Source organism: Pseudoxanthomonas sp. YR558, assembly GCF_900116385.1.
Classification (GTDB): Bacteria; Pseudomonadota; Gammaproteobacteria; order Xanthomonadales; family Xanthomonadaceae; genus Pseudoxanthomonas_A.
Genome location: NZ_FPCI01000001.1, coordinates 388,334 through 411,719, shown reverse-complemented (window position 1 = coordinate 411,719; position 23,386 = coordinate 388,334). Strand labels below are relative to the sequence as shown.

The 23,386-nt window shown below is 65.7% G+C and carries 16 protein-coding genes; 10 read left to right on the top strand and 6 right to left on the bottom strand.

Features of this window, described 5'->3' with window-relative positions; translation table 11 throughout:
• The first annotated feature begins 5 nt into the window (after positions 1–5).
• The 3 genes from greA to recJ are packed head-to-tail and all read left to right on the top strand — an operon-like array spanning position 6 to position 3,151.
• Positions 6–473: a transcription elongation factor GreA gene (greA, locus tag BM365_RS01850; RefSeq protein ID WP_175502069.1), complete on the top strand. Its 468-nt coding sequence runs from the start codon at positions 6–8 to the stop codon at positions 471–473.
• 6 nt (positions 474–479) lie between these two features.
• Entirely contained in the window at positions 480–1,433 is a 954-nt protein-coding gene (locus BM365_RS01845) for a phosphoglycerate mutase (protein ID WP_093486067.1), read from the top strand.
• Positions 1,430–3,151 carry a single-stranded-DNA-specific exonuclease RecJ gene (recJ, locus tag BM365_RS01840; RefSeq protein WP_093486065.1) on the top strand — a complete coding sequence of 574 codons (1,722 nt, stop codon included), beginning with the start codon at positions 1,430–1,432 and terminating at the stop codon, positions 3,149–3,151. The genes BM365_RS01845 and recJ overlap by 4 nt, the downstream gene beginning before the upstream one ends.
• Positions 3,152–3,155: 4 nt before the next feature.
• On the opposite strand, the gene BM365_RS01835 is transcribed toward recJ, so the two are convergent.
• On the bottom strand, positions 3,156–4,367 hold the full coding sequence (locus BM365_RS01835) for an acyltransferase family protein (RefSeq protein ID WP_233210781.1): 1,212 nt from the start codon (positions 4,365–4,367) through the stop codon (positions 3,156–3,158).
• Positions 4,368–4,521: 154 nt separating this feature from the next.
• Here BM365_RS01835 and BM365_RS01830 point away from each other — a divergent pair, with 154 nt between their 5' ends.
• Positions 4,522–5,406, top strand: a complete 885-nt coding sequence (locus BM365_RS01830) for a LytTR family DNA-binding domain-containing protein (protein WP_093486061.1) — start codon at positions 4,522–4,524, stop codon at positions 5,404–5,406.
• Between the two features lie 4 nt (positions 5,407–5,410).
• Here the strand turns inward: BM365_RS01830 and BM365_RS01825 are convergent, their stop codons facing one another.
• Complete coding sequence (locus tag BM365_RS01825; RefSeq protein WP_093486059.1) at positions 5,411–7,321, bottom strand: GGDEF domain-containing protein; 1,911 nt, start codon at positions 7,319–7,321, stop codon at positions 5,411–5,413.
• 128 nt (positions 7,322–7,449) lie between these two features.
• Between BM365_RS01825 and prfB the strand changes: the two genes are divergently transcribed.
• From prfB to BM365_RS01805, 4 genes are all read left to right on the top strand, one after another.
• A protein-coding gene (gene prfB / locus BM365_RS01820) for a peptide chain release factor 2 (protein WP_104367906.1) occupies positions 7,450–8,575 on the top strand; the annotation gives its coding sequence in 2 pieces (ribosomal slippage) (positions 7,450–7,524 and positions 7,526–8,575; 1,125 coding nt in all).
• Positions 8,576–8,644: 69 nt separating this feature from the next.
• Positions 8,645–10,165 carry a lysine--tRNA ligase gene (gene lysS, locus BM365_RS01815; protein WP_093486057.1) on the top strand — a complete coding sequence of 507 codons (1,521 nt, stop codon included), beginning with the start codon at positions 8,645–8,647 and terminating at the stop codon, positions 10,163–10,165.
• Between the two features lie 356 nt (positions 10,166–10,521).
• Positions 10,522–11,661: a response regulator gene (locus BM365_RS01810; protein ID WP_093486055.1), complete on the top strand. Its 1,140-nt coding sequence runs from the start codon at positions 10,522–10,524 to the stop codon at positions 11,659–11,661.
• Positions 11,662–11,664: 3 nt separating this feature from the next.
• Entirely contained in the window at positions 11,665–13,854 is a 2,190-nt protein-coding gene (locus BM365_RS01805; RefSeq protein ID WP_093486053.1) for an ATP-binding protein, read from the top strand.
• Between the two features lie 203 nt (positions 13,855–14,057).
• On the opposite strand, the gene BM365_RS01800 is transcribed toward BM365_RS01805, so the two are convergent.
• Both BM365_RS01800 and BM365_RS01795 read right to left on the bottom strand, forming a co-directional pair.
• Positions 14,058–14,924, bottom strand: a complete 867-nt coding sequence (locus BM365_RS01800) for a crotonase/enoyl-CoA hydratase family protein (RefSeq protein ID WP_093486051.1) — start codon at positions 14,922–14,924, stop codon at positions 14,058–14,060.
• A 269-nt stretch (positions 14,925–15,193) separates the two neighbouring features.
• Positions 15,194–16,873, bottom strand: a complete 1,680-nt coding sequence (locus BM365_RS01795) for a long-chain fatty acid--CoA ligase (RefSeq protein ID WP_093486049.1) — start codon at positions 16,871–16,873, stop codon at positions 15,194–15,196.
• 94 nt (positions 16,874–16,967) lie between these two features.
• On the opposite strand from BM365_RS01795, the gene BM365_RS01790 reads away from it, so the two are divergent.
• A complete protein-coding gene (locus BM365_RS01790; RefSeq protein WP_233210782.1) occupies positions 16,968–17,429 on the top strand; it encodes a nuclear transport factor 2 family protein in 462 nt (153 codons plus the stop codon).
• A gap of 3 nt (positions 17,430–17,432) precedes the next feature.
• On the opposite strand, the gene BM365_RS01785 is transcribed toward BM365_RS01790, so the two are convergent.
• Positions 17,433–17,894 (bottom strand): hypothetical protein, encoded by a 462-nt coding sequence (locus BM365_RS01785; protein ID WP_139227275.1) that lies wholly within the window; start codon positions 17,892–17,894, stop codon positions 17,433–17,435.
• A 160-nt stretch (positions 17,895–18,054) separates the two neighbouring features.
• On the opposite strand from BM365_RS01785, the gene BM365_RS01780 reads away from it, so the two are divergent.
• Positions 18,055–20,511 (top strand): S9 family peptidase, encoded by a 2,457-nt coding sequence (locus tag BM365_RS01780; RefSeq protein ID WP_093486045.1) that lies wholly within the window; start codon positions 18,055–18,057, stop codon positions 20,509–20,511.
• 66 nt (positions 20,512–20,577) lie between these two features.
• Here BM365_RS01780 and acnA read toward each other — a convergent pair whose 3' ends face one another.
• Positions 20,578–23,346: an aconitate hydratase AcnA gene (acnA, locus tag BM365_RS01775; protein WP_093486043.1), complete on the bottom strand. Its 2,769-nt coding sequence runs from the start codon at positions 23,344–23,346 to the stop codon at positions 20,578–20,580.
• Positions 23,347–23,386 lie beyond the last annotated feature (40 nt).

Sequence of the window (23,386 nt, the reverse complement as noted above, 5' to 3'; positions counted from 1 at the left end):
CCCCATTGACGATGCAGGGCGCGCAGCGCCTGCGCCAGGAATTGGACCTTCTGAAGACGGTCAAGCGTCCGGAAGTGATCGCCGCGATCGCCGAGGCGCGCGCGCACGGCGACCTGAAGGAGAACGCCGAGTACCACGCCGCGCGTGAGCAGCAGGGGTTCATCGAGGGCCGCATCAAGCAGCTCGAAGGCGAGCTGTCGCATTCCGAGATCATCGACGTCAGCAAGCTCAACGCCGGCTCGCGCATCGTGTTCGGCGCCAAGGTCGTGCTGGCCGACGTGGATACCGACGAAGAGAAGCGCTACCAGGTGGTCGGCGACCTCGAAGCCGACATCAAGCTGGGGCTGATCGCGATCTCCTCGCCGCTGGCCCGCGCCCTGATCGGCAAGCACGAAGGCGATTCGGTCACCATCGATGCACCCGCCGGCCAGCGGGAGTACGAAATCGTCGGCGTCTCGTACAGCGACGACTGAGTCCCGATGGCCCAGGCCACCCTGCTGCTGCCCGCGCGTACCCGCCTTGTCGGGCAGGCGCTGCCCGATGACGTGGCACGTGCCTTGGGCCGCAGCGACAGCCGTCAGGTGGACGCGGGCGAGCGCGCTCAATTGCGGCGCCAGTTTCAACTGGTGCCCGATCACTGGCCGATCGCCGCGTTGACCCGCCAGCACGATGCGGGTGATGCCGCGGGTGCACGCTGGTTGCGCGCGGACCCCGTGCGGGTGTCGCCCGACATGACCGGCGCGCGCATGCTCGCGCATGGCGAATCGCTCGGCCTCTCGGCGGAAGATGCAGCGAACCTGTTGCCGGTGCTCAAGCCCCTGTTCGGCGACGCGGGCATGCTGCTGGATGCACCGCATCCGGCGCGCTGGTATCTGCGTCTGCCGCTGGATGCACAGCTGCCCGAGTTCGCGCCGGTGGACGACGTGCTTGGCGACGACCTGTTCGCGCACCTGCCGCACGGCGATGCCGGCCGACGCTGGCGGGCCCTGCTCAGCGAGGCGCAGGTATTGCTGCACAACCACCCTTGGAACGCGCAGCGCGTGGCCCAGGGCAAGCCGCCGGTGAATTCGCTGTGGTTCTGGGGTGCGGGCACGCTGCCGGATTTCGTCCGCACCGGCTTCCGCCAGGTGAAGGGCAACGACGTCCTGTTGCAAGCGCTGGCACAGACGGCCGGTGTGGACGCGAGCCATGCGGGTGGCGAGGGCGGGGTGGATGCGCTGATCGACCTGCGCCATCTGCGCAACCTCGACCTGCTGTGTCGTGACGCGCTGCGGCCATTGCTCGAAGCCCTGAAGAAGGGCGAGCTCGATACGTTGACGCTGGATTTCGAGGACGGCGCCTTGTTCGCGCTCCGGCGCGACCAGCGCTGGCGATTCTGGCGCCGTGCGTTATCGCGCCTGGATACGGTGCGCCCCGACCACGTGCCGGCATGAAGTCTGCTGCGCGGATCCGTCGACGCGATGCCGGCGTGGCAGGCACCTGGCCCGCGACCGTGCCCATCCTGCTGCAGCGGGTGTATGAAGCCCGTGGCGCGAGCTCGATGGAGCAGGCGCAGCCCAGGCTTGCACAGCTCCTGCCTCCCGATCTGCTCGGTGGCATGGACGCTGCAACAGCCATGTTGGCCGACGCCATCGTCGCCAACCGCCACATCGTCATCGTCGGCGACTTCGACTGTGATGGCGCCACCGCGTGTGCGGTCGGCGTACGCGGGTTACGCCTGCTGGGGGCTCGCCGGGTTACACCAGCAGTGCCCAACCGCATGGTCCATGGCTACGGTTTGTCGCCCTCACTGGTCGAGGAACTGGACGCGCTATCGCCCGAGCTGCTGGTCACCGTCGATCACGGCATTGCCTGCCACGCAGGCATCACCGCGGCCAAGGCGCGCGGGTGGCAGGTGTTGGTGACCGATCACCATCTGCCCGGCGATGCGCTGCCGCCGGCGGATGCCATCGTCAATCCGAATCTGCGCGGCGATCCGTTCCCCAGCAAGGTGTTGGCGGGCGTCGGCGTGATGTTCTACGTGCTGCTCGCGCTGCGGCGAGTGCTGCGCGAGCGCTGCGCCTTCGACGGTCCCGAGCCTGACCTTTCATCGCTGCTCGACCTGGTCGCCGTCGGCACCGTCGCCGACCTCGTACCGCTGGATGCCAACAATCGTGCGCTCGTCGGAGCGGGCCTGCGTCGCCTGCGCGCAGGCCAGGCCAGCGCAGGACTGCAGGCGTTGGTGCATGTCGCCGGTCGCGACGCGGCACGGCTCACCGCAGCGGATATCGGCTTCTCCATCGCGCCACGCCTGAATGCAGCAGGCCGGTTGGAAGACATGGCGCTCGGCATCGCCTGTTTGCTGACCGACGATGCCACCCAGGCTGGCGAGATGGCGCGCGTGCTCGACGGCATCAATGCCGAGCGCCGTGGCGTGCAGCAGCAGATGGTGGAGGAAGCGCATGCCGCGCTGGCGCGCATCGACGTTGGAGGTGCCGTACCCCTCGCGCCGTGCCTGTTCGATCCGGAATGGCACCCGGGCGTGGTCGGGCTGGTTGCCTCGAAGATCAAGGAGCGCCTGCATCGCCCAGTGATCGCATTCGCACCTGCCGAGCCCGGCAGCAACGTGCTGCGCGGATCTGCGCGTTCCATTCCCGGGTTCCACATCCGTGATGCGCTGGCTGCGATCGATGCGACGAACCCCGGATTGATGCAGCGTTTCGGTGGTCACGCGATGGCGGCCGGATTGTCATTGGACGAAAGCGCATTGCCCGACTTCCGTGAAGCCTTCCAGGAACAGGCCTCGAAGCTGCTCGATGAGGCCATGTTGCAGGAAGTGCTGCTGAGCGATGGCGAGTTGCTGTCCGACGAACTCGATCGCGCCCACGCCGAAGCCCTGCGCGGCGCAGGGCCGTGGGGGCAGGGGTTCCCCGAGCCGATGTTCGACGGCAGGTTCGACGTGCTCGACTGGCGCGTGATCGGTGAGAAGCACCTGAAGCTCTCGCTGCGTTTGCCCGGCCATGCCGGGCCGCTCAATGCCATCCACTTCAACGGCTGGCACGACCAGCCGCCGCCCAGCCGCATCCATGCGGCCTACCAGTTGGAGACCGACGACTGGCAGAACCGTCGCGGTATCCAGTTGCTGATCCGGTATTGGCAGGCCGCGGACTGAGCCCTCACGCGCCTGTGGCTGGCAGAGATTCGGACTTCGACGCGCGCGTGTCGGCTTCTCTCTTTAGGCCGAACAATGGCCGCAACACACTGATCCTGCGTATCGCCTCGTAACCTGCGAAACAGGCGGCAAAGGTCATCGCGACCAGCAGCAGGCCTTCCGCCAGCGGTGGAATCGCCAGGGGCTTGAGGTGATGCGCGACCACCACCGTGACCGTCTGGTGGAGGATGTAGACCGGGAACACCGCGGGCACCAGGTAGCGAAGCAGGCGACTGTCACCGGGGTTCCAGTGCCGTGCGAAGCCGAGCACCGCGACGATGGCGCACCATTGGTCCAGTCCCCACACCAGCCTCATGACCATCCGCAGCGCCTCGGGCGGCTGCACGCCGTCGAATCGGACGAAGTAGGCGATCAGGCCCGCCCAGCTCCCCAGCCAGAGCGCCAGCGCGATCCAGCGCACACGGGCCATGGCTTCCCATATCCCGTCTTTCCTGGCGATCAGGAAGCCGAACAGGAACACGCTGAAGTACTGCGCGTGGTTGTACCAGTCGTCGACCAGCGCGTGCGTCTGTTCGAAACGACCTACCAGCGCCACGCGTACCGCACCCAGGAACACCGCCGGCCACACGAGTACCCCGACGCCGGCCAACGGCCGATCGAGCGCAGCGCCCAAGGCCGCCAGGACGCGTGGCAACAGGCGCCACAGGCACCACAGCAGCACCGTATAGCACCACAGGTAGGCGACGAACCACAGGTGGTTCCACGTCGGTACGTCGAGGCAGCCGTCGCTGTCGCAGAACCCGTCGTAGCCGGTCAGGTAGCGGCGGTAGAAAGCCAGATAGCCCTCGTGGTAGCCCCCGGGGAGTTGCTCCACGACTTCGTAGTAGGACTGCGGGGGCACGATCACCAGCATGCCGAAGACCAGCGGCAACAACAGGCGCCAAGAACGGCCGCCCAGGAAGCGGGCACGCCGCCCTTCGGCGGCCGCGCCACCCTGGACCTTTTCCAGAAGGAAGGCGGTAGCCGCGCCCGAGACGAGGAACAGCAACGCCAACCGCCACGGCGAGCTGAGCAGCATGAACGGTTCCAGCGCATCGCTGGCGGCCGGGCTTTTCACGTGCCAGTCCCAGGTCACGTAGTACATGCCCACGTGGTACAGCACCAGCAGCCCGAAGGCACAGACGCGAACCCAATCCAGGTCGTGGCGGCGTTGCATGAGAGATTCCATCGTCGGCGAGGGTGCCAGCGTGGGTCGTCCTTGCACGCGGGGCCAGTGCGAAGGGATAGGGCGGGGCGGTTGTGGGGCGAATGGACGGCATGCGGGGACGAATTGCGAAGGCGCTTGCAGAGCCCAACGCTAGAATGCGTGCATGACCGAACGCGCCCCGCTTTCCTACGAACGCTATCTGCCTTGGCGGCGCGCGGCGGAGGTCGGCTTCTGGGTCGCGATAACCGGCGCGAACTGCATCGCCAACAGCCTCACGACCCTGATGGAGCTGCGACGGGGGGATTCCTCGATCCAGGCGTGGGAACCGGCGGTGTGGGAAACCAGCAGCGCGGTCATGTGGTTGTTGGTGGTGCTGCCGGCCATGGCGTGGTTCACCCGGCGCTACCCGTTCCAATGGGGCGACTGGCGTCGACAGTTGGCGCGGTACGCGGTCGCCAGCGTGCTGGTATGCCTCGTGCACGTGGTGGGCATGGTGCTGCTCCGCATGGCGGTGTATCGGACGCAGGGCATGTCCTACGAGTTCGGCCCTTGGCCCCGGGAACTGCTCTATGAGTACCTGAAGGACATTCGCAGCTTTGCCTATATCGTGCTGACGATGGAGGCTTATCGCCTGCTGTTACGGCGGTGGCAGGGCGAAGCCAGCCTGCTGACGGAACCGGACGAAGGCCCGCCACTGGAGCCGGTGGACCGTCCCGAGCGCTTCCTGATCCGCAAGCTGGGGCGCGAATTCCTCGTCGCGGCGAACGATATCGAGTGGCTGCAGGCATCGGGCAACTACGTCAACCTGCGCGTACGCGGCCACGACTACCCGCTGCGCAGCACGATCGCTGGGATCGAATCCCGGCTTGATCCGCGCCGTTTCGCTCGTATCCATCGCAGCTATGTGGTGGCGCTGGACCATGTCGCGTCCATCGAGCCGCTCGATACCGGCGACGCGCGTGTGCACCTGCGCGACGGCACCACGTTGCCCTGCAGCCGGCGCTACCGCCAGGACCTACGGGCCCGCACCGGCGCGGAGCCGGCGTAGGCGATCAGGCCGCCCGCATGACCACCTTGGGCAGGCGCTCGATGGCATAGCTCGCCATCAGGTCCACGTGCCCACCGCGCACGGCGCTCTCGGGCTCCTCCAGTACGTTGGCGGCGCTGGTCCCATCGGGTAAGGCGCGGCCCCACAGGCCCGCCCATGCATTGCGACGGTCCTTGGCGGCATAGAGCGCACGATCTGCTAACCGAATGGCGTACTCCCAGCCTTCACGGCCTTCCTCGAAGAATGGGAACGGCGCGAAACCCAGCGAAACGGTGAGGTCCCAGGCGCGTCCCGGCGCGAGTTCACGCGCTCCGCCGAGGCGTTCGTGCAGGCGCGCGGCGACCGTGCAGGCCTGTGCCGCGGTGAGGTCGGGGCAGGCCATCAGGAACTCCTCGCCACCCCAGCGGGCAATCACATCGCCGGGACGGCACAGGGCGCGGAGCGCATCGGCAATGCCCACCAGCACGTCGTCGCCCGCGTGATGACCGAAGCCGTCGTTGACCTTCTTGAAATGATCGATGTCGATCAGGAACAGCACATGGCGCATGCCCGGAGAAGCGCGCTGCGCCGCCATGGCCTGCAGGGCGTCGCCGGCGGCGCGGCGGTTGCGCAGGCCGGTGAGCGGATCCGTCGCACTGACGGCACGCAGTTGGCGGTTCTTGCGCCGCTGCAGCAGGCCGAAGCCCACGCCCGCGATCACCAGCAAGCCCAGCAACGCGCCGCCGGCCCGGCGCAGCAGTTGCGCCTTGTCGTCGTTGAGGGCGCTGATCTGCGCCTGGTGACGCAGCTGTTCCAGTTCGCGCTGTGCATCGGCGCTCTCGCTGCGCGCCTGCAGGTCGGCCAGCAGCTCGAGGCGCTGCTGCTTCAGGGATTCCATCTCCAGCGCATGCAGGCGCGCACCGACGGCGAGCGCCTGGTCCGACTGGCCCATCGCCGCATGTGCGGCCATCCATGCCAGCAACACCTCACGCTGCTTCTGCGGCTGCGGCTGGCCATCGACCAGGGCCCAGGCGCGTCGCGCGGTTGCGAGCGCGCCTGGCGCATCGCCCGACTGCCGCTGCAGGATCGAGCGCTTCGCCAGCGAGCCGGCCAGGCCGGGAAAATCCTGGCTGGCTTCCTGCGAGCGGATGGCGGCGTCGAGCAGTGGTTTGGCCTGCGTACGCTTGCCTTGCAGGATCCAGAGACCCGCACGCTCCGCATGCAGACGGTCCAGCACGGCATGCGCCTGCTTGGCCTTGGCCATGGCCTCGCCCTGCGTGATGACGGCCATGGCTTCAGTATTGCGGCCGAGCGAGATCAGGTTCAGCGCATGGTTGTGGAGGATGAGCGGGTCTTCGAGCCCGACCGTGGCAGCGACGGCCAGCGCCTTGCGGTAGTACTCATCGGCCACGTCGGGCGAATCGAGGTAATCCGCGTGGATCAGGCCGATGTTGGTCAGCGTGGCGGCCTGCACCAGCGCGGCATCATGCGCATCCAGGCGTGACGACACTTCGTAGGCACGCAGATACGCTGCTTCCGCACTGTGGATGTGTCCGGCGCCCTGGTAGATGGAACCGGCCTGCGAATAGGCACGCATCTTCAGGTCGGGCGTCAGGTCGGGGCGCTCGCCCACGCGGCGCTCCATCCGCTCGGCGGCGATGAGCGCCTGTTCCGGCTCGCCGCTCAGGCCGGCCGCGATGCCGAGGCAACTGAGCGTCTTCAGTTCGTCCTCGATCGACAGATCGGTCGCCTGCAGCAGACGGTGCGCGAGCGCAACCGCCTTCACCGGTTCGTCGCGCCGGATCTTCAGGCACAGGCCGACCTGCGCGGCACGATCTTCGGCAGGCGCCGCCGCGGACGAGGGCAGGGTGACCAGCATCGCCAGGCCGAGCAGGCCTGACAGCAAGGGATGGGACGACTGGGCGGAGGTGGACATGACCGACGGCGACTCGGGGCAGGGGCACGCATTTCCCTGCAATTCCTGTTCCGGAAACGCTTCCGGCGGCTCCTGCGCCTGGCTCTGGTATCCTTGCCGGCCGTTTCCGTCCCCCGTTCACGAGCACCATGATCGAGCTGAATCCCATCCGCCAGCGCATCGCCGACCTGCAGGACAGGCTGGCCTCGCTCCGGGGGTATCTTTGACTACGATGCCAAGCGCGAACGCCTGGAAGAAGTAAACCGCGAGCTGGAAAGCCCGGACATCTGGAACAACCCGGACTACGCGCAGCAGTTGGGCCGCGAGCGCTCGCTGCTCGATAAGACCGTCAACGGCATCCGCGAGATCGAGGAGGGCCTGGCCGGCGGCTCAGAACTGCTTGAACTGGCCGAAATGGAGAACGACGAGGACACCGCACAGGCCGTGGTCGCTGACGTCGAGCGCTATGCCGTGCACGTGGGCAAGCTGGAATTCCAGCGCATGTTCTCCGGCAAGATGGATAGCTCCAACGCCTTCGTCGACATCCAGGCCGGTGCCGGTGGCACCGAAGCCCAGGACTGGGCGGAAATCCTCCTGCGCATGTATCTGCGCTGGTGCGAATCGCGCGGCTGGAAAACCGAGCTGATGGAAGCCAGCGGCGGCGACGTCGCCGGCATCAAGTCGGCCACGCTGCGGGTGGAAGGCGATTTCGCCTATGGCTGGCTGAAGACCGAAACCGGCGTGCACCGTTTGGTGCGCAAGTCGCCGTTCGACTCGGACAACCGCCGCCACACCAGCTTCACCTCGGTGTTCGTATCACCGGAAGTCGACGACAACATCGACATCGACATCAACCCGGCCGACCTGAAGACCGACGTGTACCGTTCGTCCGGTGCAGGTGGCCAGCACGTCAACAAGACCGAATCGGCGGTGCGCATCACCCACGTGCCAACCGGCATTGTGGTGGCCTGCCAGACCGGCCGCAGCCAGCACCAGAACCGCGACAACGCGATGAAGATGCTGGCCGCGAAGCTGTACGAGCTGGAGATCCAGAAGCGCAACGCCGAACGCGATGCCGTGGAAGCGACCAAGTCCGACATCGGCTGGGGCAGCCAGATCCGCAACTACGTGCTGGATCAGAGCCGCATCAAGGATCTGCGTACCGGCGTGGAACGCTCGGATACCCAGAAGGTGCTGGATGGCGACCTGGACGAGTTCGTCGAGGCCAGCCTGAAATCCGGCCTGGAAGCCGGCGCCAAACGCATCGACGCCTGATCCTGCGATCCGCCCCCGGGCCGTCGCGACCCGCTGCCGTCCCTTTCCACCCCCCAATCCGCAGACGCCATGACCGACCAGACTCCCGCGACACCCCTCGCCGACGAGAACAGCCTCATCGCCGAGCGTCGCGCCAAACTGACCGCCCTGCGCGGGCAGGGCATCGCGTTCCCGAACGACTTCCGCCGCAGCGACTACGCCGGCGACCTGCAGACGCAGTACAGCGATGCCGACCTGTGGACCGTCGAAGCGCTGGAAGGCGCGGGCCGGCACGTGAAGCTGGCCGGCCGCCTGATGGCCAAGCGCGTCATGGGCAAGGCCAGCTTCGTGCAGATCCAGGACGAATCCGGCCGCATCCAGCTGTTCCTGCAGTCCAACGCGCTGGGCGACACCTACGACGCCTTCAAGGGGTGGGACATCGGCGACATCGTCGGCGTCGAGGGCGGCCTGACCCGCACCCGAACCGGCGAGTTGTCGGTCAAGGCCGGGGCGCTGCGTCTGCTGACCAAGTCGCTGCGTCCGTTGCCGGACAAGTGGCACGGCCTGTCGGATGTCGAGCAGCGTTACCGCCAGCGCTACGTGGATCTGATCGTCACCCCGGAAGCGCGGGACGTGTTCATCAAGCGCTCGCGCATCATCCGGGCGATCCGCGAGTGGCTGGACACGCGGCGGTTCCTGGAAGTCGAAACACCGATGATGCATTACATCCCCGGTGGCGCGGCGGCCAAGCCCTTCACCACGCACCACAACGCACTCGATCTCGACCTATACCTGCGCGTGGCGCCCGAGTTGTACCTGAAGCGACTGGTCGTCGGCGGGCTGGAGCGCGTCTACGAGATCAACCGCAATTTCCGCAACGAAGGCGTCAGCACGCGGCACAACCCGGAATTCACGATGCTCGAGTTGTACGAGGCCTACGCCACGTACACCGAGATCATGGACCTCACCGAGGGCGTCATCCGCGATGTCGCCCACGAGGTGCTGGGCACCGGCCAGGTGACCTGGGATGGGCAGGACATCGACCTGGAGCCCGCCTTCCGCCGCTGGCGCATGGACGAAGCGGTACGCCACTACAACCCGGAGATCAGCGCGGCCGACTGCACCGATCGCGAGGCGCTGGCGGCCCACTGCGCGCGCCTCAAGATCCATGTGAAGCCGGCCTACGGCTGGGGCAAGCTGCTACTGGAGATTTTCGAGAAGACCGTGGAACACACCCTGGTCCAGCCGACCTTCATCACCGATCACCCGGTGGAAGTCTCGCCGCTGGCCCGCGCCAACGACGACAACCCGGGCTACACGGACCGCTTCGAGCTGTTCATCAACGGCAAGGAGCTGGCCAACGGCTTCTCCGAGCTCAACGACCCCGAAGACCAGGCCGCCCGCTTCATGGCCCAGGTCCAGGCCAAGGAGGGCGGGGACGACGAGGCCATGCACTTCGACGCCGATTACATCCGCGCCCTGGAGGTCGGCCTGCCGCCCACCGGCGGCCTGGGCATCGGCATCGACCGGCTGGTGATGCTGCTGACCGGCTCCGACTCGATCCGCGACGTCCTGCTGTTCCCCTACATGCGGCCCGAAAGCCAGGGTTGACGGCAGGCCCGGTGCGTCAAGATAGTGACGCACCGGGGCAGTATCGGCTCCGGCCGGTGTGACGCGGCAGGTCCAACCCCGGCAGCAGGACCCCTGCCGGCCCACCGCTCCCGCAGTGTGTCGCCCGTCACGGATGGACGGAACGGCCTCATTCCGTGACGGAGGTCCCGTTGTTCCAGCCCAAGATGCCCTGGCCCCGGCTGGCACGCTTCCTGCGTGGATTCACACGCAGGGCGGTTAATTTCAGGCCGTCCGCGCCGATAGAGATCGGGGGAGGGGGCCCCGCGATTCGCATCGGTTCCCTTCGTGGATCTCGGACCCCTGTGGGGTCTGCGTCGTCGAACAGGACTGCCGACATGTTAGATGCGAGCGTTGCCACCGCCGGAGTATCCTTGCCCGACAGCCACTTGATGTGGCCCCAAGGGGTGGGTAACGCTTTGAATATCGTCATCGTCGACGATCAGACGTCTGCGCGCACGATGTTGCGCCATGTCATCGAGGACATCGCGTCCGAGTTGGCCGTCCACGATTTCGGCGACCCCCTGGCCGCGCTGGAGTGGTGCGAGAAGAACCGTACCGACCTGCTGCTGCTCGATTACCGCATGCCGGGCATGGACGGTCTGGAGTTCGCCCGCCGCTTCCGCCGGCTGCCGATGCATCGCGACATCGCGATCATCCTGATCACCGTGGTGGGCGACGAGCCCATCCGCCAGGCCGCCCTCGAGGCGGGTGTCATCGACTTCCTGGTCAAGCCTGTGCGGCCACGCGAACTGCGTGCCCGCTGCCGCAACCTGCTGCAGCTCCGCCAGCAGTCCGAGAACGTCAAGCAGCGTGCGCTTTCGCTTGAACAGCGCCTGCTGTCCAGCATGCACGAGGTGGAAGAGCGTGAGCGCGAGACGCTGTCGCGCTTGGCGCGTGCGATCGAATACCGCGATAGCGGCACCAGCGCCTATCTCGAGCGCATGGCACACGTGGCCGGCCTGATCGCCGAACAGTTGGGCCTGCCGGAGGACGAGGTGCGCGCCATCGAGATGGCGGCCCCGCTGCACGACATGGGCAAGATCGCCATCCCGGATTCGGTGCTGATGAAGGCGGGCCCGCTGACCGAGGACGAGACCGAGGTCATGCGCCGGCACCCGAAGATCGGGCATCAGTTGCTGTCCGGCAGCCAGAACCGCTTCATCCAGGCCGGCGCCATCATCGCCCTGCGCCACCACGAGCGCTACGACGGCAGCGGCTACCCCGATGGCCTCGTCGGCGACGAGATCCCGTTGGAAGCAAGGATAGTCGCGGTTGCGGACGTGTTCGATGCGCTGATTTCGCCGCGCCCGTACAAGAAGGCTTGGGAGAAGGACGCCGCCCTGGCTTACCTGTACGCCCAGCGTGGTCGCCTGTTCGACCCCGCATGTGTCGACGCGTTGATCCGCGGGCGGACGCGTTTGGACGACATCTGCGAACGCTACTCGACGGTGCAGAGCCGTCCAGGGATGGAGTGAGCCATGTCCAACGTCTTCTCCTGGGTACGATCCCGGCTGGCACACCGCGGCGACAGCGAGCACGGCCAGGCGCTGATCCGCGTTGCGCTGATCTCCATCATCCTGACCTATGCGCTGCTGCCCTCGTCGCGCGCGGCCCTGCCGGCCGATGAATACACCATCGTCCTGACCATCATCACCTCCGGGCTGATCAATGGCCTGGGCATCTTCGCGTGGCTGTTGGTCCAGCCGGGCAAGTCCCACGCCCGTCGCGCGCTGGGCATGATCGCCGACTACGGCCTGCTGGCCGCAGCGATGAACGGCATGGGCGAGCCGCTGTCGTGGGCCTACGTCGTGCTGATGTGGATTACCGTGGGCAACGGCCTCCGCTATGGCAACCGGTACCTGGTGGTCGCGGTCACCATGGCCAGCACCGCGTTCGCCGCGGTGGTGTGGATGAACGATTACTGGCGCGCGAACGCGACACTGGGCATCGGCCTGGTGCTCGGCCTGATCGCCGTGCCGATGTACCTCTCTGGCCTGTTGCGCGACCTGACCCGCGCCACCGACGAAGCGCGCCGTGCGAACGAGGCCAAGAGCCGTTTCCTGGCCAACATGAGCCACGAGTTCCGCACGCCGCTCAACGGTCTGGCGGGCATGTCCGAGCTGTTGGCTACCACGCGCTTGGATACCGAACAGCGCGAATGCCTGTCGACGATCCAGGCTTCCACCCGGACCCTGCTGGGTCTGGTTGAGGACGTGCTGGACATCTCCGCGATTGAAGCGGGTAAGGTCAAGCTCAATGTCGTGGAGTTCTCGCCACGCGAATTGGTCGAGAGCATCGGCCTGATCCTGATGCCGCAGGCGCGCGGCAAGCAGGTGCGTTATGAAGGCCAGGTCGACGACGCCATCCCGGCGAAGCTGCGCGGCGACGCTGGACACCTCCGCCAGGTCCTGTTGAACCTCGCGGGCAATGCGGTCAAGTTCACCGACGAAGGCGAAGTACGCCTGACCGTGGCACCAACCCTGGTCGACGGCCAACACGTGCGCCTGCGCTTCACCGTGACCGATACCGGCATCGGCGTACCGGTCGCTCTGCGCGAGCGCCTGTTCGAGGCGTTCGAGCAAGCCGACGTCAGCCTGTCGCGCCGCTATGGCGGCACCGGCCTCGGCACGACGATCGCGAAGGGCCTCACCGAAGCGATGGGCGGCACGATCGGCTTCGAGAGCAACGAACAGCGCGGCAGCTGCTTCTGGGTGGAGTTGCCGTTCGACGCTGTGCCGGACCGCGTCATCGTGCCTGCAGTGCAGGGGCATGCGGAGTGGCTGCAGGAAGAGCCAGATGCAAACAGCGCCGAAAACATCATCGCGTTCTCGGATCCGTTCTTGCGCCATCGCGCCCGCGTGCGCAGCATGCAGATCCTGGTCGCCGACGACCACGAGGCGAACCGCATGGTCGTGCAGCGCCTGCTGCAGAAGGCCGGCCACCGCATCACGTGCGTGAATGGTGGCGAGGAAGTGCTCGACGCGCTGGAATCCGCCTCTTACGACGCGGTGATCTGCGACCTGCACATGCCGGGGCTGAGCGGTCTCGATCTGCTGAAGCAATTGCGCGTGATGGAGGCCGGCAGCGGCAGCCGCACGCCGGTGTTGATCCTGAGCGCCGACGTCACGCCGGAGTCCATCCAGCGTTGCGAACAGGCGGGCGCGCGCGCCTTTCTTGCCAAGCCGGTGGTCGCTTCGCGACTGTTGGATGCACTGGCCGACATCGCCACGTCCGGTCGCGTCGCCGCAACGGCTACGGTCGTACCAGCGCGAGCGGAAGTCTCAGATGGCGTTCTTGACGTCAGTGTGCTGGACGAACTCACCGCGCTCGGGATGGGGGATGCGTTCGAACGCGAGTTCATCGAGCAGTGCCTCAATGACGCGGATGGTTGTATCGGCGCGATGGCCCATGCGATGGAGCGGGGCGATGGCGAACATCTGCGCGAACATGCGCATGCGCTGAAGGGTGTGGCCAGCAACCTGGGCCTGGTGAAGCTTGCCGCTGCGGCGGGCGAGATGATGCGCCTGGCGGACTGGCAGATCACGCGCGAATGGCGTCACCGCCTGGCCGCGTTGAACTCGCACCTGAGCCATGGTCGGGCAGCGCTGGAAGCACGCCAACGGTTGCGCGGCACGATCGAGAAAGGCGGCGAGGGTTCTTCGTCCTGATCCCTACCCGGGTCTTCGATACCGCGTTGCGCGGCTGAGCCGGCTGAGCCGGGTGCGACGGAAGCGGCAGGCCCGCCCGATGGGCGGGTCCCAGGCGAGTACGATGATCCGGACTCGCCCTTGAAGCGCGATCAGCGCTTCAACCCCCTGATTTCCCCTGTATTCCCTGTGCGTTACTGCGACAGCGGACTACTGCAGGTGTGTCAAGCCGCGCGGGTCGAACGCTTTTCCTGCGCACGCACGATGCGTTCCATCATCTTCAGCGACTTGTCGCCGAGCGTCAGCGCCGTGTCGACCCACACCTCCGTGATACCCATCAGTTCGTCGTAGCCGACCGGCTGCGCAAGGTTGCGGCAGGCATTCAACGCCAGGTGCGCGTGCGGCGAACGACGCTGCTTGTCGATGATCGTCTGCACGGCCGCGGCGCCCTGGCCCTTCGGCACGAGCACGTCGACCACGCCCATCTTGTACAGCTCGTCGCTGGTGTAGATGTTGCCTTCCAGGATGATCTTCTCGGCCACCTGCGGCGACACGCGCTTGCAGAGGAACGAGTAGGCGCCCATGCCCGGGAACAGGCCGAACAGCACTTCGGGCAGACCCATGTCGACGCCTTCTTCGGCCACGATGGTGTGGCATGACAGCGCGATCTCGAGGCCGCCACCCAGCGCGTCGCCCTGGATCAGCGCGATGGTGCGCACGTCGCCGCCGAGGCCGGTGTTGAGGTGGTGGACGCCATCGATGCAACGACGCGCATAGCTGAGCAGGCGGTCGCGGTTGTTCTCGCGGATCAGCTGAGAGAACAGTTCCAGGTCGCCGCCGAGGTTGAACGCCGTGGCGTCGGACGCGACGACGAGATGACGCAGTTTGCCCGGCTGGCGCTGCGATTCGCGCAGGGTGATCGAGTTCATGAAGCTCAGCACGTCGTCGAGCATCTGGCTGCGGAAGCACGGACGCACGCCTGGCGCGACGTCGGAGTGCATGTACATCCAGTGGGCATCACCGCTGGGTTCGGACTCGACACGGATGGTCGGGAAGGAACGGGTGCGCTGCAGTTTTTCGACGTTGTTCATGGAGAGCTCCTTGGAGGGGTTTTGCCCGCGCGGCAGGGGATGCGGGTGAGGCGGATTTGTGTGACGCAGGTGGCATCACGCGCCGATCCTACACCTGAACGAATAATTAAAATCCAGTGCACGCGCGCGCTTGCAGCAAGGAGACCTCGCCGGACACCCACTAGCCTCCATATTTGTGACGGACGTCAAAAAAAAAGACCCTAAAGTCCTGAACAGAAAAGAAAAAGGCCGGCAATAGGCCGGCCTTTTCTCAAACATGAACAGGGATATCAGCTGCTCTTGGGTGGGTCACGAAGTTCCTTGCGAAGGATCTTGCCGACGTTGGTCTTCGGCAGCTCCGTGCGGAACTCGATCTGGCGCGGCTGCTTGTAACCGGTCAGGTTGTCGCGGCAGTAAGCCTTCACCTGATCGGCAGTGAGCGCGGGATCCTTCTTCACGATGAAAACCTTCACCGCTTCGCCCGATTTTTCGTCGGGAACACCGATCGCCGCGACTTCGAGCACGCCGTCCATGCCGGCGATGACGTCTTCCACTTCGTTCGGATACACGTTGAAGCCAGAGACCAGGATCATGTCCTTCTTGCGATCGACGATGTAGAAAAAGCCGTTCTCGTCCATCTTCGCCATGTCGCCAGTGTGCAGCCAGCCGTCGGCGTCGATGACGTTGGCTGTCTCCTCGGGGCGCTGCCAGTAACCCTTCATCACCTGCGGGCCCTTGATACAGAGCTCACCGACTTCGCCGGTGGGCAGCATATTGCCGTCGTCATCCTTCACGCAGGCGTCGGTCGACGGCACGGGCAGGCCGATCGCGCCGTTGTAGTCCTGCAGGTTCATAGGGTTGATGCAGGCGGCAGGCGAGGTCTCGGTCAGGCCGTAGGCTTCGACCAGCGTCACTCCGGTGACCTTCTTCCACTTTTCGGCCACGGCGCGCTGGACGGCCATGCCGCCACCCAGCGTCATCTTGAGGTTCGAGAAATCCACTTCATCGAAGCCGGGCGTGTTCAACAAGCCATTGAACAACGTGTTGACGCCGGTGATCGCGGTAAAGCGCGTCGCCTTCAGTTCCTTCACGAAGCCTGGCATGTCGCGCGGATTGGTAATGAGGTGATTAAGACCGCCGAGCTTCATGAAGACCAGGCAGTTCGCCGTCAACGCGAAGATGTGATACAGCGGCAGCGCGGTGATGATGACCTCATTGCCGTAGTCCAGTCCGGTACCGACCCATACGCCGGCCTGCTGCATGTTCGCCACCAGGTTGCGGTGCGTCAGCATGGCGCCCTTGGCTACGCCGGTGGTGCCACCGGTGTACTGCAGGAAGGCGATGTCGCCGGAGTCGATGTCGACCTCGGGCAATGTGTGCATCTGTCCCAGCGTCAGCGTGTCCTTGAAGCGCACGGTACCGGGGATGTCGTAGTCCGGGACCATCTTTTTCACGTACTTCAGGACGAAGTTGACGATGGCGCCCTTCGGGAAGCCCACCAAGTCGCCCAGCGCGGTGGTGATGACCTGCTTCACCTGCGTGCCGGCGAGCGCTTCCTGCGCGGTCTTGCCGAAATTGTCGACGACCAGCAGCACGCTGGCGCCCGAATCGGTCAGCTGGTGCTTGAGTTCGCGCGGGGTGTACATCGGGTTGACGTTCACCACCGTCAGCCCGGCGCGCAGCACGCCGAAGATGGCGATGGGGTACTGCAGGCAGTTCGGCATCATGATGGCGACGCGGTCGCCTTTCTTGAGCTTGAGCTCACCCAGCAGATACGCCGCAAACTGGCGGCTGAGCTTGTCGATCTCGCCGTAGGTCAGGGTCTTGCCGAAGTTGCGGAACGCCGGGCGGTCGCGGTACTTGCTTATCGCTTCATCGAACACGGACACGATGGAGCGGTACTGCTCCAGGTCAACCGCATGCGGCACGCCTTGCGGGTAACTCTTGAACCACGGACGTTCCTGACTCATCGTTCTGCTCCCTCCCCAGGGTCTTCGGGCTGCCACGCGGCATGCTTATGGGCGAGCGCCGACAGGGGCGCCTGTCGGGAGCATACCGTTCCGGATGGAAAAGGCGAAGGTTTCGATGGCGAAGACGGCTATGAACTATGTTGCTGTGGTGCTGGCGTTGCTCGCCGGCGTGGCGGGCTGTAGCTCGGAGACGCCAGAAGCGCAGCTGAGGCAGCGTTTCGATGCCATGCAGCAGGCGGTCGAGGAAAAACGAGTAGGCGACTTCATGGACGGGGTCAGTGAGGAATTCACGGGATCGGGCGGGATGGATCGTGCTGCGCTGCACAACCTGATTCGAGCCCGCACATTCGCCAATGCGAGCGTCGGTGCCACGACGGGGCCGTTGGAGGTGCGCGTGGATGGCGACAACGCGACAGCCTCATTCGATGTACTGCTGACGGGCAGTAGCGGTCGGCTCCTGCCGGAGCAGGCGCGCACCTACGACGTTACGACTGCCTGGCGCCGGGAAGAGGGCGAATGGCGGATCTACCATGCCCAATGGGACGCATCGCGCTGAGTGCTACTTCGCGAGGCTGACCTTGCCTGCGCTCCAGCGGTAACGCAGCGTCTTGGGCACGGTTGGGCAGCAGCGGGCGTCGTTGGGGCCCGGCCACTTCGTTTTCAGTTCGATGACGCCGTTGCGGACCACCATGCCCTCCACGCTGCCCAGTGGCTCTTCGGCTTCGCCGGCCGGTGCGTAGTGCTGCCCCTTTCGTGAGAGCACGGTGACACCGTGGTGCCAGTAGGTCGGGCCCAGCATGGTCCACAGCACCACGACCTCGGCTTGCCCGTCGCCGTCGAGATCGGCGACGGCGACATCGCCGGCCTCATAGGCCTCTTGCGGACTGGCCGTTGCCTGCTTGGTGGCAAGAAACTGTTCGGCGATGCGCCGTGCCTGGTCTGCATCGGGCGTGGTCGCACCCGCTGACAAGCTGACGGAAAGCGCGATGAGCGACAGTATCTGACGGACGGGCTTTGCCATGGCGTATTCCCCACGGCCTTCGATGAAGGCCTGCTTATCGGGAAACGCAGGTGGCATGGCTAACCGGCAACAAGAAGCGGGGCCGTTTCCGCCGATGGTCTGGCTTGCCACCATCGGAGCCAGGCAGGATGATCCGGATATCCAATCGGGGAAACCGCTTATGTCGATTCGCTGGAAACTCCTGGCGTGCCTGTGGCTGGCCGCCGGAAACGCCGTCGCGCAGGATGCCCTGCCGTACCAGACACCGCCTGCGGAGATCCTGCAGCTGGCCGATGTGCAGCGTCCACCCAGCGTGGTGACGGACAGTCGCAAGCAGCACATGGTGCTGTTCTACCGCGACACCTTCAAATCGTTGGCAGAGCTCTCGGATGAGGAACTCCGTCTCGGCGGCCTGCGCGTGAACCCGCGCACCAACATCGCCAGCACCACCACATACTTCACCAACCTGCAGGTGCAAAACCTGCAGGGAGGCAATGCACGACAAGTGGCAGGTTTGCCTGCCAATCCGCGCTTGGCGAATTTCGCCTGGTCCCCCGACGAGCGCCGGCTGGCGTTCACCCACACCACGCGGACAGGCGTGGAGGCGTGGGTGGTGGAGCTGGCGACGGGGCAGGCTACGCGCCTGACCGAAGCCCGCGTCAACGGCAACGTGGGCAATCCGCTGACGTGGTTCCGCGACAACCAGGCGTTGCTGGTTCGCATGTTGCCCGCGCAGCGCCCGGCGCTGCTCGATACCGCACGCGCTGTCCCGACCGGGCCGACCGTATCGGTGAGCGATGGCAGCAAGGCCCAGAACCGCACCTATCAGGACCTGCTGAAGAACCCCTCGGACGAAAGCAATTTCGCCGTGCTCGCCACCTCCGAACTGCATCGCGTGCCGTTGAAGGGGCGCGCCACGCTCTGGCGCGCGGCGGCCATGTACACCGGGGAATCGTTCTCGCCGGATGGCCGCTATGTCTTGCTGCACACGCTGAAGAAGCCGTTCTCCTACCTGGTGCCGTATGGCCGCTTCCCGTATCGCGCGGACGTGGTGGAAACCTCGGGCAAGCCCGCAGTGACCGTCGTCGACGCTCCCTTGGCGGAGAACCTGCCGAAGGGCTTCATGGCCGTGCGCGCAGGGCGTCGTGAGATCGAATGGCGCGCCGACCAGCCCGCGACGCTGGTCTGGGCCGAGGCGCTCGACAAGGGCGACCCGGCGAATGAAGTGCCGTTCCGCGACGAAGCCTTCGCCTGGCAGGCGCCGTTCTCCGACGCGCCGCAATCGCTGTTCAAGACCGTCGACCGCGTGCAGGGCATCCTGTGGGGCGACGACACGCATGCGATCGTCACCGACTACTGGTGGAACACGCGTCACACACGGACGTACGTGCTGGATCCCTCCAAGCCGGGCGCAGCATTGCGCGAACTCGTCAGTCGCAGCTACCAGGATCAGTACAGCGATCCGGGCCAGTTCGAGACGCGGAAGAATGCCTCCGGCGAGACCGTGCTCGCACTAGATAGCGGGCACGCGCATCTGATCGGTGAAGGCTTTACGCCCGAAGGACAGTTCCCCTTCATCGACAGGATGGAACTGGCCACCGGCAAGAAGGAGCGCCTGTATACGTCGCGGCTGGAAGGCCAGAAGGAAAGCATCCAGGCGTTGCTGGACCCGCAGCAGGGCACGGTACTGGTGCGGATCGAATCGCCGACCGAGTTCCCGAACTACTACGTGCGTCACCTGAAGCAACGGATCGCCCCGGTTCCAGTGACGCGTTTCGAGAATCCGTTCAAGGCCCTGCAGGGCGTGTACAAGGAAGTCCTGACCTACAAGCGCGCCGACGGGCTGCCGCTCACCGGTACCCTATACCTGCCGGCAGGCTACGACCGCACCGCCAAGCGCGAAAAGCTGCCGTTGGTGATGTGGGCCTATCCCACCGAGTACAAGGACCGCGACAGTGCGGGCCAGAACACGACGAACCCGAACGAGTTCATCTTTCCGAGCTACGGCTCGCCCGTGTACTGGGTCGCGCGCGGCTATGCCGTGCTCGACGATGCCGCATTCCCGATCGTAGGCGAGGGCAAGGACGAGCCGAACGACACGTTCATCACGCAGCTGGTGGCCAACGCAAAGGCGGCGATCGACGCCGTCGATGGGCTCGGCTACATCGATCGTTCGCGCGTGGCCGTGGGTGGCCATTCGTACGGCGCGTTCATGACCGCCAACCTGCTGACGCACTCGGATCTGTTCGCCGCCGGTATCGCGCGCAGCGGCGCGTACAACCGCACGCTGACGCCATTCGGCTTCCAGCAGGAAGAGCGCAACTACTGGGAAGCGCCCAGCGTCTACAACGACATGTCGCCCTTCATGCACGTGGAGAAGATGAAGACGCCACTACTGCTGGTGCATGGCGAGGCGGACAACAACTCCGGCACGTTCACCATGCAGAGCGAGCGCTACTTCAATGCCCTGAAGGGATTCGGCGCACCGACGCGGCTGGTCTTGCTGCCGAAGGAGAGCCACGGCTACGCGGCGAAGGAATCGGTCCTGCATCTGCTGTGGGAACAGGACCAGTGGCTGGAGCGTTACGTGAAGAACAAGGGACAGGCGGCGGGCGCTGCACCAGCCGCGGCTCGCTGAAACACGGCTGCATGCACGAAAAAGGCCGCCTCAGGGCGGCCTTTTCCTTTCTTCGCTAGCCGGGGTTCAACCGGCCTTGCGCGCCGCCAGCTGGCGCAGCACATAGTGCAGCAGGCCACCGTGACGGAAGTACTCCACTTCCTTCGGGGTCAGCAGTAGGACCTTGGCCTGGAACTCGACCACCTTGCCATCGGCCTTGCGCGCGGTGACCGTGGCGGTTTTCGCCGCACCGTCCTGCAGGCCAGTGACGTCGAAGACTTCCGAACCGTCCAGGCCCAGCGACTGCGCATTCTGGCCATCGACAAACTGCAGCGGCAGCACGCCCATGCCGACCAGGTTGGAGCGGTGGATGCGCTCGAAGCTCTCGGCGATCACCGCCTTTACGCCCAGCAGGTTGGTGCCCTTGGCGGCCCAGTCGCGCGAGGAGCCGGTGCCGTACTCCTTGCCCGCGATGACGACCAACGGCACGCCGGCAGCCTTGTACTTCATCGCCGCGTCGTAGATCGACAACTTCTCGGGCGATGCACTGCTGAAGTACAACGTGTTGCCGCCTTCCTCGCCACCGAACATCAGGTTCTTGATGCGGATGTTGGCGAAGGTGCCGCGCACCATGACGTCATCGTTGCCGCGGCGGCTGCCGTAGCTATTGAAGTCGACCGGCTGCACGCCGCGCGAAACGAGGAAGCGCCCGGCCGGCGAGTCCTTCTTGATGTTGCCGGCGGGCGAGATGTGGTCGGTGGTGATCGAGTCCCCGAACAGGCCGAGCACGCGCGCGCCGTGGACGTCGTCGATGCTGCCGATCGCCATCGACATGCCGTCGAAATAGGGCGGGTTCTTGATGTAGGTGGAATCGCCATCCCACGCGTACAGGTCGCCGTCGGGCGAAGCGATGGTGTTCCAGCGCGTATCGCCCTTGAACACATCGGCATAGTTCTTGGCGAACATCTCCGGACCGATCGTGGCGGCGATGAAGTCGCCGATCTCCTTGTTGCTGGGCCAGATGTCCTTCAGGAAAACCGGTTGGCCGTCGCTGCCGGTGCCGAGTGGCTCGGCCGTCAGGTCGATGTTGGTGGTGCCGGCGATGGCATACGCGACGACAAGCGGCGGGCTGGCCAGGTAGTTCATCTTCACTTCGGGGTGCACGCGTCCCTCGAAGTTGCGGTTGCCCGACAGCACCGAGGCGACGACGAGATCATCGGCGGCGATCGCGGCTGAAACGTCGTCCGGTAGCGGACCGGAGTTGCCGATGCAGGTGGTGCACCCGTATCCGACGACGTAGAAGCCCAGCTTCTCCAGATCGTCGAGGACGCCCGCCTTCTCGAGATAGTCGGTGACCACGCGCGAGCCCGGCCCAAGCGAGGTCTTGACCCACGGCTGCGCCTTCAGGCCTTTCGCCGCTGCGTTGCGCGCGAGCAGACCCGCGCCCAGCATCACCGCTGGGTTCGAGGTGTTGGTGCACGAGGTGATCGCCGCGATCACCACGTCGCCATCGCGCAGCTTCGCGACCGCGCCGCTGTGCGGTGAAGATTCGTGCGCGGCTTCCTGCGCGCCCACCGCCGTACCGCCGCCGCCTTCGTTCTTGAGCCGGTCTTCCTGCACCAGGTCGATGCGCTTGCGGCGGGCATCGGCGAACGGCACCAGGTTGTCGCGGAAGTTCTGTTTCACATCCTGCAGCAGCACGCGATCCTGCGGCCGCTTGGGGCCGGCGAGCGAGGGCTTCACATCGCCCATGTCCAGGTGCAGCGTGGCGCTGTACTCGGCATGCGGGCTGTCCGGCGTATGCCACAGGCCCTGAGCCTTGGCGTAAGCCTCGACCAGCGCGATCTGTTCTTCACTGCGACCGGACAGGCGCAGGTAGTTCAGCGACTCGTGGTCGATCGGGAAGATGCCGCAAGTGGCGCCATACTCGGGCGCCATGTTGCCGATGGTGGCGCGGTCGGCGAGCGGCAGGTGCTGCAGGCCGTCGCCGTAGAACTCGACGAACTTGCCCACCACGCCCAGCTTGCGCAGCATCTGGGTGACGGTCAGCACCAAGTCGGTGGCGGTCGCGCCTTCCGGCAGCTTGCCGGTCAGCTTGAAACCCACGACTTGCGGAATCAGCATCGATGACGGCTGGCCCAGCATCGCGGCTTCCGCCTCGATGCCGCCCACGCCCCAGCCCAATACGCCGATCCCGTTGATCATCGTGGTGTGGCTGTCGGTGCCGAAGACGGTGTCGGGATAGGCGATGGCCTGGCCGTCCTTCTCGCCGGTCATCACGACGCGCGCGAGGTTTTCCAGGTTCACCTGGTGGACGATGCCGGTATTCGGCGGCACCACCTTGAAGTTGTCGAACGCCTTCTGGCCCCAGCGCAGGAAACCGTAGCGCTCCTTGTTGCGGTCGAACTCGATCTTGCCGTTGAGGTCCAGCGCATCGGCGCTGCCGAACACATCCACCTGCACCGAATGGTCGATGACCAGCTCGGACGGGATCAGCGGATTGATCTGGTCCGGGCTGCCGCCGAGTTTCACTACGGCATCGCGCATGGCGGCCAGGTCGACGACGCAGGGCACGCCGGTGAAATCCTGCAGCACCACGCGCGCCGGCATGAAGGCGATTTCGGTGTCCGGCTCCTTGGCGGCTTCCCAGGCGGCGACGGCCTGGACATGCTCCGGCAGCACGGTGACCCCGTCCTCGCAGCGCAGCAGGTTCTCGAGCAGAATCTTTAGGGAATATGGCAGGCGGGCGAAGCCGCCGGCGGGGTCCAGCCGTTCAGCCAGTGCGGGGAGGCTGTAGTAGGCGTAGGACGCGCCGTTAACGTCCAGGGAACGGCGGGTGGCGAAGGAATCACTCATCGCGGAGGCTCCTGTAGCTGGGGGAGGGGCGCAGGAGCAG

What these genes read in the sequence shown, in the direction of transcription:
- BM365_RS01780 (WP_093486045.1), top strand. Translation starts at nt 18,055, where the DNA reads ATGTCGATTCGCTGGAAACTCCTGGCGTGCCTGTGGCTGGCCGCCGGA.
- lysS (WP_093486057.1), top strand. Translation starts at nt 8,645, where the DNA reads ATGACCGACCAGACTCCCGCGACACCCCTCGCCGACGAGAACAGCCTC.
- BM365_RS01805 (WP_093486053.1), top strand. Translation starts at nt 11,665, where the DNA reads ATGTCCAACGTCTTCTCCTGGGTACGATCCCGGCTGGCACACCGCGGC.
- BM365_RS01825 (WP_093486059.1), bottom strand. Translation starts at nt 7,321, where the DNA reads ATGTCCACCTCCGCCCAGTCGTCCCATCCCTTGCTGTCAGGCCTGCTC.
- BM365_RS01795 (WP_093486049.1), bottom strand. Translation starts at nt 16,873, where the DNA reads ATGAGTCAGGAACGTCCGTGGTTCAAGAGTTACCCGCAAGGCGTGCCG.
- BM365_RS01835 (WP_233210781.1), bottom strand. Translation starts at nt 4,367, where the DNA reads ATGCAACGCCGCCACGACCTGGATTGGGTTCGCGTCTGTGCCTTCGGG.
- recJ (WP_093486065.1), top strand. Translation starts at nt 1,430, where the DNA reads ATGAAGTCTGCTGCGCGGATCCGTCGACGCGATGCCGGCGTGGCAGGC.
- acnA (WP_093486043.1), bottom strand. Translation starts at nt 23,346, where the DNA reads ATGAGTGATTCCTTCGCCACCCGCCGTTCCCTGGACGTTAACGGCGCG.
- BM365_RS01790 (WP_233210782.1), top strand. Translation starts at nt 16,968, where the DNA reads ATGGAAAAGGCGAAGGTTTCGATGGCGAAGACGGCTATGAACTATGTT.
- BM365_RS01785 (WP_139227275.1), bottom strand. Translation starts at nt 17,894, where the DNA reads ATGGCAAAGCCCGTCCGTCAGATACTGTCGCTCATCGCGCTTTCCGTC.
- BM365_RS01800 (WP_093486051.1), bottom strand. Translation starts at nt 14,924, where the DNA reads ATGAACAACGTCGAAAAACTGCAGCGCACCCGTTCCTTCCCGACCATC.
- BM365_RS01845 (WP_093486067.1), top strand. Translation starts at nt 480, where the DNA reads ATGGCCCAGGCCACCCTGCTGCTGCCCGCGCGTACCCGCCTTGTCGGG.
- BM365_RS01830 (WP_093486061.1), top strand. Translation starts at nt 4,522, where the DNA reads ATGACCGAACGCGCCCCGCTTTCCTACGAACGCTATCTGCCTTGGCGG.
- BM365_RS01810 (WP_093486055.1), top strand. Translation starts at nt 10,522, where the DNA reads ATGTTAGATGCGAGCGTTGCCACCGCCGGAGTATCCTTGCCCGACAGC.